This is a genomic window from Allobosea sp. GW823-FHT01F03, from assembly GCF_058798075.1.
The window spans coordinates 4,985,869-5,000,022 of sequence record NZ_CM179505.1 but is presented as its reverse complement, the minus strand read 5'-3'; the positions used below and the strand labels follow the sequence as shown (position 1 = coordinate 5,000,022).

Below are 14,154 nucleotides of genomic sequence, written 5' to 3'. Positions count from 1 at the left end.
GGCAATCGATGCCGCCAGTCCTGTCATGCGGCTGCGCCGGCTGCCGCATGACAGGGGATGCTGATTATTGACGAGATCGGAATCCGAAAATCGATCGAACAGTGCTTCAGGGTTTCTTCCGGCCCGTGGCGTTTCCTCGGCATTGCGGTCCTGCTGGCCGCCAAAAGACAGGGCTCGGTAGGGACCAGCTCATCAGGGCGCGGTGCGAGGCCGAGAATGTCGGGCTCGCAGCAGCTCGGCCATGACGGCGCGAGATCGCCGCAAAGCGCCGCCGAACGGCACGAGTTCCTTGTCGGCGTCACGGCATGGGCGTTCAATCCGATGCTGTTCCAGCTTGCTCATGCGGCCATCAAAGCACGGAAGCGCACAACACCGATCAAGCGCATGGCGCAAACGCCGGCAAGCAGCCTGGTATCCTTTCGGCTTTTGCTTCTGTTCCGTTCTCGTGAAGGAGGCAGAGGTCATGTCGGCGAGGCTGGCCGAGATCGAAGACGATCGTGACGCGAGCGCGTGGGAACGACCGGGCTGGTTGAGAAATATGCAAGCGAGCGGCGGACGCTCGGGGGGGCTGCCGCCAAAGCCGTCTCTCGCGGCTTTGTGCGTGGCGTGTTCTCAGGGGCGTCGCGCGACACCGGGAGGGATCGGTGATGGCGGAGCAAGCAAAGAACGAGCACACATTCAATAAAGCACCATCTGCGTCGCCTTCATGGCGATTTGAATTCAGATCGCCGCAATGACTCGCGCGTGGGCCGTTTCATTTCGCATGTTCGCGGTTTTACGGGGATTGGGGGAGGTGCGCAAAAATGAGTTCTGATGGCTATTGGGCCGGTGTATTTATTGCGGCCATGATTCTTATTGCCAAAAATGGAATGTCAGGAATTGCATATTTACTGTTTTTAGCGCCCTTGTCGTGGTTCTACGTCATATGGGCCGTTATCGAAAGAGTGTTCCGTTAAGATGAAAATCTGGCCATATGTTCTCGCAGGCGTTTTCGGGGCGATCGTTGTTCCTTATGTCTTTAAATCAACGAGCAGCGCTTCGGCGATGCATTGCATCAATGTTTCCGATGATCGGAATTGGAGTTTTCGGAGTTTTGAGAATAAGTGCGACCGGGCAATAACAGCCAGGTTCTGCGACAAGAGCGGTGTCGGCGAAGTCGCGCGAATATTTGGATTCCAGAATGTCGGAGATTGGCGCTGTAAGACCGGAACTTACTATCCGGGTGAGAATATCGCGACTATAAAATGGACAAATGAGCAAAGCTCAGTCGCGTCCATAGCGCTGGCATCCTCCGTATATACGATAATCGCCTGTTTCCAGACGCACAATCCGATACCGGCCGGCGAAGGAAAATTCCACTGCGAGCTATCCAAGTAAGTAAATATAATCTTCAATAATTTCTGTTGCGACAGAAGGATATCGAGGCAGCTCGTCGTATTTTGCTTGGATAGAGTCCGCTGATCTTCACCGGCAGGCCTCGTCTCGTCAATCGTCCTCGGCTTCAGGCGCTGTGCTGCGTTGCCGTCCGGACCTCGATGCGAGGCTTGGCGATGGCCTTGTCGCGGGCTTCGTCATCGGTTTCGACGATCTGCGTCAGGGCTTCGACCAGGAGCGTGAAAGCGCCCGTTCTGGCTATAGGTGAGGTTCGCAAGAGAGGCATCGGAAGGTCTCTCTTGCCGTCAGCGACGATGTGACGGCAGGGCTTGGCGGTTGCGGCCGAGAATGTGCCGCCGCAGCTGCGTTCGGCCCGGCATCGTTCCGGCTGCTGCGTCGCTCGGAAAAGCTCCATAGCATCGGACCGAAAAGTGGGCTCCACTTTTCGGAAAACTCCGATGCGATAACACCGAGAGAGATCGCCGTGATCGCGTCCGAGCGGACGCGCGGCGATCTAGGCCTCGCGCGACATGTATTCTGGCGCCACGAAATCGTCCGGCGGCGAGGCTTGATAGCGCTCGATCACGACGTCGAAGGCCGAGCGAAGATGCTGTTCCAGCGCCTCCGCTGCGCCCGCCGCGTCCCCCGCCAGCAGCCGGCGGAACACCGCGACGTGTTCGCGCGCCATGCTGCGTATCTCTTCCACGCTGGTGCCCTTCTGGAAGGTGTAGTGCGTCGACAGCAGGGGCAGTTGCGAGCGGTAGATTGCCGAGCACATCTCGCTGTTGGGGCTCTTGAGCACCATGTCGAGATGGAGGTCCTGTTCGAGCTCGAGGATTTTCGTCGCGGCCGGGCGGGTTTCGGCATCGACATAGCGCTCGACCCTGCGCAGGGCACGCGTAACGGCGGGGCGGCCGAGGAGGGGGGCTGCGCGCATAAGGGCGGCGGGCTCGAGCAGCCAGCGCATCTCGTAGCGGTTGCGTAGATCGTCCATGGACAGCGGCCCCACATACCAGCGCGAGCCTTCGAGCCGCGCGATATCGAGCCGCTCCAATCGCACCAGGATCTCGTGCGCGATGGTCCGGCTGACGCCGTAGGCGCGCGCCAGCCCGCTCTCGTTGACGGTGAACTTGCCATAGGCGAGGCAGGCGGAAATTTCGCGCTCGACCTCCGGATAGAGCCGTGCGCGGTGGCTGCGCGAGCCGCCGGCGGTGTCGAACCCCTCCGGCAGGACCAGTCCGGCTTCGAGCAGATCGACCCGGTGCAGCTTGCCGGCTCCCTGCCCGACCTGGAAGCCGCGCCGCGCCAGACGGCTGACCAGCCCCGCTTCTTCAAGCTCCCGCAATGCCGCTGCCGCCGGCACGCGACTGGTGCCGAATGCCTTCGCGACGGAAGTCTCGTTCACCACGGTGCCGTCCGGCAGCGTGCCGTCGCGAATGTTGCTCTGGAGCGTGTCGGCGATGAGCCTGTACATCGGCAGGCCGACCAGGGTTTCGCCGACCTTGCCAGCCGGAGACGCCGAAGCTCTCGTCATGCTGCCTGCGCCTTTCAAAGCCGCTCACATCAGTCGATGCGTTCAGGCGGGCTGGGCGAACCGCCTGAACGCCTCTTCGCTTGGTGTCGAACTCGCGCCTGGCCGTTGTGGGCGCCGAAAGGCGCCGGCCTCGACCGCGGCGGGCTCTTCGAACCAGTCCTTGATCCAGGGGATATACTCCAGAATCGTCGAGGCGGGATGCCAGAAGGCGAGGTGGACGTGAACCTGGGACATGTCGCCGGCATGCGGGGCGACCGGCAGGCGCCGGGCATGGGCTGCATCCGCCACTTGAATGTACTCGGTGATGCCCCCGAGGCGGGTCACGTCCGGCTGGACATAATGGATCGCTCCGGCGTCGAGGAAGGCGTTGAAGGCGTCGAGCGTGTAGAGCTGCTCGCCGAGCGCAACCGGGATCGTGGTCGCCCGGGCCAGGGCGCCGTGGGAGGCGACGTCGTCGTACCAGAGCGGCTCCTCGAACCAGAGCAAATCATAGGCCTCGGCCCGGGCGCAGAAGCGCATGCAGGTCGGGAGATCCCATTTCCCGTTGCCGTCCACCGCAATGGTAACGCTGTCGCCAACCGCCCTGCGCACCTTCTCGATGCGGGCGAGGTCGGTGTTCGGGTCGGCATGGCCGACCTTGAGCTTGATGCGCCGGAAACCGCCTTTTTCGACGGCGGCGACGCTGCCCGCGACCAATGCGTCGTCCGGAATCGAGAGCCAGCCGATGTCGGTGTTGTAGGCGTCGAGGACCGTACTGGTCGCGCCGCCGAGGACATGCCAGAGCGGCTGCTCCGCCGCCTTCGCCTTGAGATCCCAGAGCGCCACGTCGACCGCCGCAAGGGCGAGCTGGGTGATGCCGGCGCGGCCGATCCACTGCAGTGCCGGCGATCGGGCCAGACGGTGCCAGAGCCGCGTGATTTCGCCGGCGTCCTCGCCGAGCAGCAGCGGTGCATAGCAGTCGCGTATGCAGGCGGTGATCAGCCTGTCCGACGGCAGATGCGCATGAGTTCCGGTGAAGCCGTAGCCGGAAAGGCCGGTCTCCGTCTCGATGCGGCAGCCGACCACGCCCCAATGCGAGATCGTATGGGTCGAATCGGAGATCTGCCCGCTCGTGACCGGGATATGCAGGATAAAGGGCTCGACCTTGGTGATCTTCATGGTTTGCCTCAGGCGACGCGGAAGCGGAGTGCTTCGCCGGCGCGAAGCCTGCGAATATTCTCGCCGATCATCGCAGTGGTGCCGTCGAAGGCAATTTCTGTCACGCCGGCGATGTGCGGCGTCAGCACGATGCGCGGATGGCCGACGAGGCGGCTGCCTTCGGCCGGAGGCTCCTGGCGTACGGTGTCGAGACCGGCCGCGCGGATGCGCCCCTGATCGAGGGCGCCGATCAAGGCCTCTTCGTCGATGATCGCACCCCGGCCGACATTGATCAGGGAGGCGTTCGGCTTCATCCGGGCGAGGAAGGCGGCATCGACCAGAGCGTCCGACTGGGCGTTGTGGGGCGCCGTCACGACGATGAAGTCCGCTTCCGCGCAGAGGGCGTCGAGCCGATCTAGCCCGCCGACCCAGGCGAAGCCGTCAGGCGTCGTCTCCGGCGCGGTCCGCTTGACGCCGACGAGCCTCATGTCGAAGGCGCGCAGCCGCTGCGCCACGGCCGAGCCGATGTTTCCGAGGCCGATCAGCCCGGCGCATTTGCCGGCCAGGCCGAGATTGAGGTGCTCGGTCCAGACCCAGCGCCGGGTCTCGATCTTCTCGGCCGACTCGGAAGGCAGGCGCGCGCAGGCCAGGACGAGCATCACTGCGTGCTCGGCCACGGAGGCGGCCATTCCCGAGAACTCCGAGGGCGCGTTGGCGACCTGCACGCCATGGCGCTTGGCGGCGGCGGTGTCGACCTTGTCGTAGCCGACGCCGAACTGGTGGACGAGCTTGATCGCGCTGCCGGCGAGCAACTCCTCGGTGACGGCCATGCCCAGCGGAATCAGCACCTCGCAAGCGCGCGCCGCGGTGTGATCGAGATGGGCGCGGTTCACGATCCGGCAGTCCGGCAGTAGCCGCTCAAGCCGATCGACCAGGGCGTCGGGCCAATCGCCGCACAGCGCGACCTTCACCTCTCGATTAGTCATTGCGCGCTCCTCCCAAAAACGCTTAATGCATACGAAGTTCATTATTCCAAGCCGGGACTCGGCGCAAGAAGTCAATGGGAGGCTGTTGCGGAATGGCTAAGATCGTCGGAGTGCAGGTGCTGCAGGCGGACCTGAAGCCCAAGGTGAAGCGGACCGATGCGGTCCAGAGCTTCGAGCTGCAGGAGACCCCGATCGTTCGTATCCGGGACGCCGACGGCGTGATCGGGACCGGCTACAGCTACACGATCGGCACCGGCGGCTCGTCGGTGATCCACATGCTGAATGACCACCTCGTCCCCGTGCTGCTCGGCCGCGAGGCCGACGACATCGAAGCGATCTGGCGCGACCTGATGTATCGCGTCCATGCAACCACCGTGGGGCCCGTGACCTCGCTCGCGCTTGCGGCAGTCGACACCGCGCTCTGGGACCTGCGCGGGCGCCGGACCGGCCTGCCATTGCACCGCCTGGCCGGTGGCGCCAAGGACCGGATCAAGCTCTACAACACCGAGAATGGCTGGCTGCATCTTGACCAGTCCGAATTGGTCGAGGAGGCGATCCGCGCCAAGGAGGACGGTTTCGGCGCTTCCAAGCTGAAGCTCGGGCGCCCGCACGCGGCTGAAGATGCGCGCCGCATCGCCGCGGTGCGCGAGGCGGTCGGAGCCGAATGGGACATCATGACCGATGCCAACCAAGGGTTCCATATGGACGAGGCGATCCGGCGGGCGAAGGCGTTCGAGCCCTTCGATATCGCTTGGTTCGAGGAGCCTATCCATGCCGATGACGTCGCCGCGCATCGCCGGCTCTGCCAGTCGACCTCGATCCCGATCGCGGTCGGCGAATCGATGTACAGCCTGTCGCAGTTCAAGGACTACATGCAGGCGGGTGCCTGTTCGATCGTGCAGACCGATGTCGCGCGTATCGGCGGCATCACGCCCTGGCTGAAGGTCGCGCATATGGCCGAGGGCTTCAACATCCCGGTTTGTCCGCACTTTCTGATGGAGATCCACCTCGGCCTGTGCTGCGCCGTGCCCAACAGCCGCTGGCTGGAGTTCATCCCGCAGCTCGATCTCGTGACCCATACCGGCATCCGTATCGAGAACGGGGTCGCCTTCCCGTCCGAGCAGCCAGGGCTGGGCATCGACTGGAACTGGGAAGCGCTTGACCGCACGGTGAGCGCAAGGCAGGCCCACGGCAACTGGTGACGGATCGCGTCCCTGCGCGAACTGCGGACAATGAAGAAGGCCGGCATCATCGATGCCGGCCTTCTTCATTGGGATTCGGGATATAGCCTGCGCGCCGAGCGCTCAGGCCGGCTGGCTGCGGCTGCGCAGCCCGGCCACGATCGGCCACAGGATGACGGTACCGGTCACCAGCGCGAGCGTGCCCGCGATCGGCCGGTCGACAAGGCCGACGAAGCTGCCGCCCGACATGATCATGGAGTTCACGAAGTTCTCCTCGATCATCGGCCCGAGGACGAGCCCGAGAATGGCCGGCGCGAGCGGGATGTCGTTCTCCTCCATGAAGAAGGCGAGCACGCCGAAGCCGAGCATCACCCAGATGTCGAAAAGCGAGTTGTTGATCGCATAGGCTCCCAGGATCGACAGAACCAGGATCACGGGCATGAGCAGGTCGCGCGGCGCTTTGAGGATCTTCGCCGAGATCTTGATCAAGGCCCAGCCGAGCGGAAGCATGATCAGATTGGCGAGGATGAAGACGATGAACAGCGCATAGACGTTCTCCGGCGAATTGAGGAAGATCGTCGGGCCCGGGTTCATATTCTTCATGAAGAGCACGCCAATGGCGATCGCGGTGATGGAGTCGCCGGGAATTCCAAAGACCAGTGCCGGGATCCAGGCGCCCGATACCGCGCTGTTGTTGGAGGCGCCGGCCTCGATCAGGCCTTCGGGATGGCCCGTGCCGAACTTCTCCGGCTCCTTCGAAAAGCGCTTGCTCATGGCATAGGACAGCCAGGCCGCCATGTCGGCTCCCGCGCCCGGCAGGATCCCGACCGCGGTGCCGAGCGTGCTGCCGCGAAGTATCTGCCAGGGATACTGCTTGGTGAGGCGCCACATGCTGGCGAAGATGCCGCCGATCTTCTTCTGCACGATCTCGAGCGACCCCGAGGGGCTGATCATGTGGCGCAGCACCTCGGACAGGGCGAACATGCCGACGATGACCGGGATCAACGAAATGCCGGCCATCAGGTCGGTGGAGCCGAAGGTCAGCCGCGGCACCGCGCCCGGATTGTTCATGCCCACCATTGCCACGATGAGCCCGAGCAAGAGCGACAGCACGCCCTTGCTCGGACTGGACGAGCCGATGAATACGGCCGCGCTCAGGCCGAGCAGCGAAATCCAGAAGAACTCGACCGCCCCGAATTTGAGGGCGTAATCGGCGATCGCCGGCGCGGCCGCCATCAGCACGGCGCTCCCGAAGAGGCCGCCCATCACCGAGAAGACGAGGCTGATGCCGAGCGCCTTCTCCGGCTCGCCCTTCAGGCTCATCCGATAGGAATCCTCGACATAGGCCGCCGAGGCGGGCGTACCGGGGATGCGCAGCAGGCAGCCGGGGATATCGCCGGCGAAGATCGCCATCGAGGACGCGGTAACGATGGCGGCCACCGCCGGCACCGCCGGCATGAAGAACGTCAGCGGGACGAGAAGGGCGACCGCCATGGTCGCTGAGAGTCCGGGGATCGCTCCGACCAGGAGGCCATAGGCCGCCGAGGCGATGATGACGAGAAGGACGCTCGGGGCGAGCACCATCTCGAGTGCGGTGAGGTAAGCATCGAGCACGGGGTCACCAGCGGATCGGTTCGAGCAGGCCCCAGGGCAGTTGCACCCTCAGGCCGAGTTGGAACAGGCTGTGCATGAGCAGTGCGGCGCCGACGGCGACAGCGAGGGCCAGTTGCCAGCGCACCCCGAGCGAAAGGAACAGCGCCAGCAGCAGCACTGAGACGGTCGGCAGGAAGCCGAGCGTGCCGACGCAGAGCACATAGAAGGCCACGCCGGCCGGGATCGCGGCGAAGCGCAGCAGGAACACCGGATTGCGGGTCCAGGGCTGGAGGCTGATGAGCGGCGCCGCGCGCTGGCGGCCACCCTCGACGACCAGTGCGACTGCGGTCACGCCGAGCAGAACGGCCAGAAGCAGCGGAAAAAAGCCCGGGCCATAGATCTGCTTGCTGGGATTGGGCAGTTGTATCCCGGCGATCCCCAGGCACAGAGCCGCAAATGCGGCGATGATTCCGAGGCCTAGATTATTCACCTTCATCGCACACTCCGCGCGGCGGCGGGCCGCGCCGGCGATTGGACCGGCGCGGCCGAGATCGGGTTCAATCGCGCTGTCGGATGCCGATCGCCTTCATGACGTCGCCGGTCTGCGTGAAGTCCTTATCGAGATAGGCGGCGAAATCGTCACCGGCGGCCCAGACCAGGCCGAAGCCGCGGCCCTTCATCGTCTTGGTGAAGTTCTCGGATTCATAGACTTTCTTCAGGCTGCTCGTCAGCCGCTCACGGACATCCGCCGGCAGCTTGGGAGGGGCGACGATGCCGCGCCAGGCGCCCGCGCTGTAATTGGCGCCGAGTGCCTCGTTCGCCGTCGGCACGTTCGGAAAGGCTGCCGTGCGCTCGTTGCCGATGGTCGCGAGCGCGCGCACCTTGCCGGCTTCGACCATCGAGGCACCCTCGGGCAGCGAGGAGGCAACGATATGGACGCCGCCGGCGGCCAGCTGCTGGAAGCCCGGCGCGGCGCCTTGCGTCGGGACGAGCGTCACCTTGTTGGGGTCGATGCCAATCGAGTGCAGCAGCCCGCCGAAGGCGAGATGGGCGGCGCCGCCGATCGGCACTCCCGACATCTTGTAGGAGCCGGGCTGGCCGGCGCGGATCGCCTCGACGACCTCCTTCGCCGCTTTCCATTGCGAGGTCGCATTCACGTGAATGGCGCTCGGGTCGAAGTTCACCAGCGCGATCGGCGTGAAATTCTTCCAGGTGATGTCGCCGGTGGCGCCCCAGTAATAGGTCGAGAGTTCGGTCGTCGCGAGACCGATGGTGTAGCCGTCCGGTGCCGCCTTCGCGATTTCGGCATGAGCGATGACGCCGCCCGCGCCGACGCGGTTGACGACGTTGACGGGCGTGCCGAGCTCCTGTTCCAGCCCTCCCGCGATCAGCCGCGCCACCGCATCGGTGCCGCCGCCCGCCGCCCAAGGCACGATCAGCGTGATGGGACGTTCCGGATATTTGGCCTGGACGGCGAGGACCGAGGCGGCGAGCGCGACGGCGGCCAGTGTCATTCGTTTGAGCATTTGTACCTCCCTGACGGCGTGATTGTTCGGGTCGGCGAGCCGCGCCCGGTTTCCGCGAAGCTACAAACGGCCCCTTGTAACGTCAATGCATATTGCATGGAGAATGCGATTACTGGGGGTGGCCGTGAGGGCCTTCGCCTGGATGTCGGCTGCGGAAGCGGAGGGCGCTCCGAGAATTGGCGGCCGCCATTCGCGAGGACGAAAGGAAGCCGAGCTTGACGCTTCAATCGTGAAGCTGAGCATTGCGGCTTCGATCGAGGTTGCGATGTATGAGCGCAACCAGGTCAGCGAGGTCCTGGTAGGTCCGCCGGTTGAGCCATGCGCGCTTGCAGGACGATGTCATCCTGACCCTGATCAAGCCGCGCTGCGACCTCTTCGCCGCCACGAGAGCTACGGCCATCAGGCCGACTTCGGCATGGCGATAAAGCCGCTATCGCTCCAAGGGTTGGGAGGGCAGAAGTCCAGACTGCGACAGCGCTATCGCATTGCTCAGATTGTGGCTCGGCCTATGGTCGGTGGGAAACGGATCTCTTGGGCAATTGGGGGAAGCGATGACGGCGAGACAGATGCAGGGCTGGCGCGACAGGGCGGCGGTGAGTTTCACCGCGGAAAAGCAGCCGGCGCATGGCTCGCGCGGCATGGTCGTCACCAACCATCCGCTTGCCTCGGCGGCCGGTGCCGAAATGCTGGCGGCCGGCGGAAACGCCGTCGATGCGGCGATCGCGGCCCTGTTCACGCTTACGGTCGTCGAGCCGATGATGGTTGGCATTTTCGGCGGCGGTCTCTCCCATATCCGCCTGCATGACGGCACCCATGTCGTGCTTGACGGTCTGAGCGCGGCGCCGCGCGCCGCCACGCCCGATATGTATCGGCCGGTCTCGGACCGCATGCCCGCCTATATGGAGACGGTGAATCGCGAGAACACGATCGGCGCAAAGGCGGTCGCGACGCCCGGCACGCTGCGCGGTTGGTGCGACGCGAGCCGGCGCTTCGGACGGCTCTCGCTTGCCGACGTCATGGAGCCGGCGATCCGCCATGCCCGGCGCGGCTTTGCCGTCACGCCCTATCTCGCCGCCTGCATCGCGGAGGCTGCCGCCGATCTGGCCGGGGACCCCGAAATTGCACGCCTGTACCTGCCCGGCGGCACGCCGCTCGCCGCCGGCCACCGCCTGGTAACGGGCGATTACGCGGACACGCTCGCCAGCATCGCCGCCGAGGGACCGGATGCCCTCTATGGCGGTGCGCTCGGCCGGCATATCAACGATCACATGGCCAGGGCCGGCGGCCTGATCGGGCTCGACGATCTCATGGCCGTCAGGACGATCGATCGCCCTCCGGTTCACGGCAGTTATCGCGGCTTCGACATTTACGGGCCGCCGCCGCCTTCGGCCGGTGGCGTGCATGTCGCGCAGATGCTCAACATACTCGAGCACTACGACATGGCCGGTCTCGGCTTCGGGTCGGTCGAGAGCATGCATCTGCTCGGCGAGGCCCTGAAGATCGCCTTCGCCGATCGCGCCGCAGCCACTGCCGATCCCGCTTTCGTTCAGGTACCGGTCGAGCAGCTCATGTCGAAAGTCTATGCCGGGGAGCGACGTGGCCGCATCGACACCAGGCGCACCGCCAGTTGGGCCCCCGGCGTGGTCTCATCGGAATCGGCCAATACCACGCATGTCACCGTGGCAGATGCCGAGGGCAACATCGTCGCCAGCACGCAGACGATCAACGGATTGTTCGGCGCCCGCTTCATCATTCCCGGTACCGGCATCGTGCCGAACAACTACATGGCGCTGTTCGATCCCCATCCCGGCCACGCGTTGTCGATCGCGCCGGGCAAGCGCGTCACCACCTCGATGGCGCCGACCATCGTCTTCCGCGACGGCCAACCCGCTTTCGCGCTCGGGCTGCCGGGGGGCTTGCGGATATTCGGCTCGGTGATGCAGGCCCTCGTCAACCTGATCGATCATGGCATGAGCCTGCAGGAAGCGGTCGAGGCGCCCAGGCTATGGACGCAAGGCGAGGCGCTGGAGGTGGAAGAGGCCGTACCCGCTGCCCAGCGTGACGGGCTCGCCGCGCGCGGCTGGAATGTGCTGCCGGTCGCCCATGTCGGTGGTGGCATGACGGCCATCGCCTTCGGCCCGGGTGGCGCCACCACGGGCGCGGCCTGCTGGCGTGCGGACGGTTTGGCCATGGGCCTCGGCGGCGGCCTGGCGCGGGCCGGCACGCGCTTCTGGCCCGACGCACCGAATGTCACGCTGGAGGCGGATTGACCTCAGGCGGCCAGTTTCAGCACCGCATTGAGCAGCACGTCCGCGCCATCCCGGCATTGCTCGGGCGTGCTGTATTCCGTCTCGTTGTGGCTGATGCCTGTATCGCTCGGGACGAAGAACAGCGCTGAAGGGCAATAATCCATCATCGGCACCGCGTCATGGCTGGCCACGGTGAGAATATCGCGCTGGGAAAAGCCCAGTCCTTCGGCCGTGTCGCGGATCAGGGTGCTCATCGCCGGATCGCAGTTGATCGGGCCGAACTCGAAATATTGCTCAAGATCGATCGATACGCCGCGCTCCTGCGCAATGCGGCGGCAGGCGTCGCGCAATTCCATTTCCATGGCGAGCGCCATGTCGGCATCCGGGTGGCGCACGTCGCAGCTCAGCCGGACCTCTTGGGGAATGACGCCGCGTACATTGGGATAAACTTCAAGATATGGCGCGTTCGAGCGCCCGTCACGCCCGCGCGACCGGCCGATCCGGTCGATCTCCAGCGTCAGCGCCGCCGCGCCGACCAGCGCATCATGGCGCTGCTCCATCAAAGTCGGCCCGACATGCGCCGCCTGACCCTTGATCGTCGCCACGAAATAGCGCGCCTTGAACGAGCCGGTCACCACGCCGATCTGTTCGCCGCCTTCCTTCAGCAGCGGCCCTTGCTCGACATGAACCTCGAGATAAGCCGTGAAGGGGCGCCCCCCGACTGCCATGTTGCCGGCATATCCGATGCGCTTCAGCGCCTCGCCGACACTCAGGCCTGACGGGTCCTGCCGCGACAGGGCGAAGTCGAGCGTCATGTCGCCGGTGAACACCGAGGAGCCCATGGTCATCGGCGAGAAGCGCGCGCCCTCCTCGTTGGTCCAGGCGATCACTTCGATCGGCAGGCGCGTCTGCAGATCCAGGTCGCGCAGCCGGCGCAGCACCTCGAGGCCGGCCATTACGCCATAGACGCCATCGAACTTTCCGCCCGTCGGCACGGTGTCGAGGTGACTGCCGATTGCCACCGGCGCGGCGGCGTGGTCCGTACCCTCGCGGCGGGCGAAGATGTTGCCGATGCCGTCCACCGTGACGCTACAGCCGGCCTCCTCCGCCCATTTGCGGAACAGGTCGCGGGCGCGCCCGTCTTCTTCCGACAATGCCAGACGGCGACACCCGCCTCCGGGCGTTCCGCCGATCTCGCCGATCTCCATCAATGCGGACCACAGCCGGTCGCCATTCACGCGCAGCATGCTCACGGCACAAACTCCCAAAGGCCTACAGGCGCTCGATTCCGCACCATTCCGCCAGGAACAGCGCCATGGTCTTGGTCACGGCCTTGACCGAGTCGAGGTCGACCCGCTCATCGAAGCCATGAGGCCTTTCGCAGATCGGCCCGTAAACCAGGCCGGGCGTATTCTGGTAGAGGCCGAAGAAGCGGGCATCGGTCGCCGCCGAGGTGATCTCCTCCTGCAGGACCGCATTGAATACCGCCTGATGGGCGCGACCGAGTACGGCTTCCGGGCCCTCCGCATTCTCCAGCACATACCCTTCCGCCATATGGCCGTGATACTCGATGCGCGGCTGGTGGTTCGACAGATAGGGATCGGCCAGCGCCGCCTCGTGCACCCGCGCCTCGATCTCGCGCTGGATATCGGAGAGCTTCACGCCGGGCAGCACGCCGACCCGGATGTTGAGCACGGCCTTGGACGGGACGCTCGAGGTCCACTCGCCGCCCGAGATCTCGCCGAGATTGACCCGGATCGGATGCGGGTGGTCCTTGTAGAGCGGGTGGTGAGCCTTGCGCGCGTTCCACTCATCCTCGAGCCGCTTGATCGGCGGCCACAGCAGGAGCGCCTTCTCGATGGCGTTGGAACCGACATTGTTGAAGCCCGCCGAAGCATGCTGCGGATCGCCCTCGACATGGACCCGGAACCAGATCAGGCCGACCTCGGCTCGCATCAGCTTCGGTTCCAGCGGCTCCGGCACGAAGGCGCAATCGGCGCGGTAGCCGCGTTGCAGGCAGGCAAGCGTGCCGTTGCCGGTGCATTCCTCTTCGACGACCGACTGGAAATGGATCGGCGCCGTCGGCGCAAAGCCCGCCGCGCGCACGGCATCGAACGCGAACAGCGTGCCCGCCAGGCCTGATTTCATGTCGCCGGCGCCGCGGCCATACATCCATTTGCCATCGATGCGCGGCTCGAAGGGCGGTGTCGTCCAGCGTTCCCAGGCGCCCGTCGGCACCACGTCGATATGGCCGTTGAAGATCAGCGAGCGGCCCTTGCGCTGTGCCGGACGATAGGTACCGACCACATTGTAGGCGTTCTCATAGCTTGCATCGACCACGGGCGCGAAGCCGGGCAGATCCTTGATGTCCTCGACCTTGACCTTCCAGTGGTCGACCGCCAAGCCGCGCTCGGCCATCGCGCTCGCCATCAGGTCCTGCACGGTATGCTCATGACCGCGCACCGACGGGCAGCGCACCATCTCCTGGGTGAAGCGGACCTGCTCGTCGAAACCACGATCGACTGCCGCCGTGATCGCGGCGACGATATCCTTATCCAGCATGATCGTTCCCTT

General features: G+C 65.0%; 12 protein-coding genes. 3 read left to right on the top strand and 9 right to left on the bottom strand.

Annotation, left to right across the window (positions count from 1 at the left end):
* Positions 1-57: 57 nt before the first annotated feature.
* Positions 58-501 (top strand): hypothetical protein, encoded by a 444-nt coding sequence (locus AC3RCC_RS23920; protein ID WP_492256825.1) that lies wholly within the window; start codon positions 58-60, stop codon positions 499-501.
* 1,000 nt (positions 502-1,501) lie between these two features.
* Here the strand turns inward: AC3RCC_RS23920 and AC3RCC_RS23915 are convergent.
* The 4 genes from AC3RCC_RS23915 to AC3RCC_RS23900 form a co-directional block, all read right to left on the bottom strand.
* Positions 1,502-1,660 (bottom strand): hypothetical protein, encoded by a 159-nt coding sequence (locus tag AC3RCC_RS23915; RefSeq protein ID WP_492256824.1) that lies wholly within the window; start codon positions 1,658-1,660, stop codon positions 1,502-1,504.
* Positions 1,661-1,888: 228 nt separating this feature from the next.
* Positions 1,889-2,908, bottom strand: coding sequence for a GntR family transcriptional regulator (locus AC3RCC_RS23910; RefSeq protein WP_492256823.1), 1,020 nt, complete (start codon positions 2,906-2,908; stop codon positions 1,889-1,891).
* Positions 2,909-2,950: 42 nt separating this feature from the next.
* Complete coding sequence (locus tag AC3RCC_RS23905; RefSeq protein WP_291640463.1) at positions 2,951-4,066, bottom strand: mandelate racemase/muconate lactonizing enzyme family protein; 1,116 nt, start codon at positions 4,064-4,066, stop codon at positions 2,951-2,953.
* An 8-nt stretch (positions 4,067-4,074) separates the two neighbouring features.
* A complete protein-coding gene (locus tag AC3RCC_RS23900) occupies positions 4,075-5,031 on the bottom strand; it encodes an NAD(P)-dependent oxidoreductase (RefSeq protein ID WP_492256822.1) in 957 nt (318 codons plus the stop codon).
* A gap of 92 nt (positions 5,032-5,123) precedes the next feature.
* Between AC3RCC_RS23900 and AC3RCC_RS23895 the strand changes: the two genes are divergently transcribed.
* Positions 5,124-6,233: a mandelate racemase/muconate lactonizing enzyme family protein gene (locus AC3RCC_RS23895; protein WP_291640459.1), complete on the top strand. Its 1,110-nt coding sequence runs from the start codon at positions 5,124-5,126 to the stop codon at positions 6,231-6,233.
* A gap of 102 nt (positions 6,234-6,335) precedes the next feature.
* Here the strand turns inward: AC3RCC_RS23895 and AC3RCC_RS23890 are convergent, their stop codons facing one another.
* The 3 genes from AC3RCC_RS23890 to AC3RCC_RS23880 form a co-directional block, all read right to left on the bottom strand.
* Entirely contained in the window at positions 6,336-7,826 is a 1,491-nt protein-coding gene (locus AC3RCC_RS23890; protein ID WP_465247535.1) for a tripartite tricarboxylate transporter permease, read from the bottom strand.
* 4 nt (positions 7,827-7,830) lie between these two features.
* Entirely contained in the window at positions 7,831-8,301 is a 471-nt protein-coding gene (locus AC3RCC_RS23885; protein ID WP_291640457.1) for a tripartite tricarboxylate transporter TctB family protein, read from the bottom strand.
* 61 nt (positions 8,302-8,362) lie between these two features.
* A complete protein-coding gene (locus tag AC3RCC_RS23880; RefSeq protein WP_492256821.1) occupies positions 8,363-9,331 on the bottom strand; it encodes a tripartite tricarboxylate transporter substrate binding protein in 969 nt (322 codons plus the stop codon).
* A 551-nt stretch (positions 9,332-9,882) separates the two neighbouring features.
* Here AC3RCC_RS23880 and ggt point away from each other — a divergent pair.
* A complete protein-coding gene (gene ggt / locus AC3RCC_RS23875; protein ID WP_492256820.1) occupies positions 9,883-11,601 on the top strand; it encodes a gamma-glutamyltransferase in 1,719 nt (572 codons plus the stop codon).
* Positions 11,602-11,603: 2 nt separating this feature from the next.
* Here the strand turns inward: ggt and AC3RCC_RS23870 are convergent, their stop codons facing one another.
* Both AC3RCC_RS23870 and AC3RCC_RS23865 read right to left on the bottom strand, forming a co-directional pair.
* Positions 11,604-12,827 carry a Zn-dependent hydrolase gene (locus tag AC3RCC_RS23870; protein ID WP_492258825.1) on the bottom strand — a complete coding sequence of 408 codons (1,224 nt, stop codon included), beginning with the start codon at positions 12,825-12,827 and terminating at the stop codon, positions 11,604-11,606.
* 25 nt (positions 12,828-12,852) lie between these two features.
* Complete coding sequence (locus AC3RCC_RS23865; protein WP_291640453.1) at positions 12,853-14,142, bottom strand: ArgE/DapE family deacylase; 1,290 nt, start codon at positions 14,140-14,142, stop codon at positions 12,853-12,855.
* Positions 14,143-14,154: the final 12 nt, after the last annotated feature.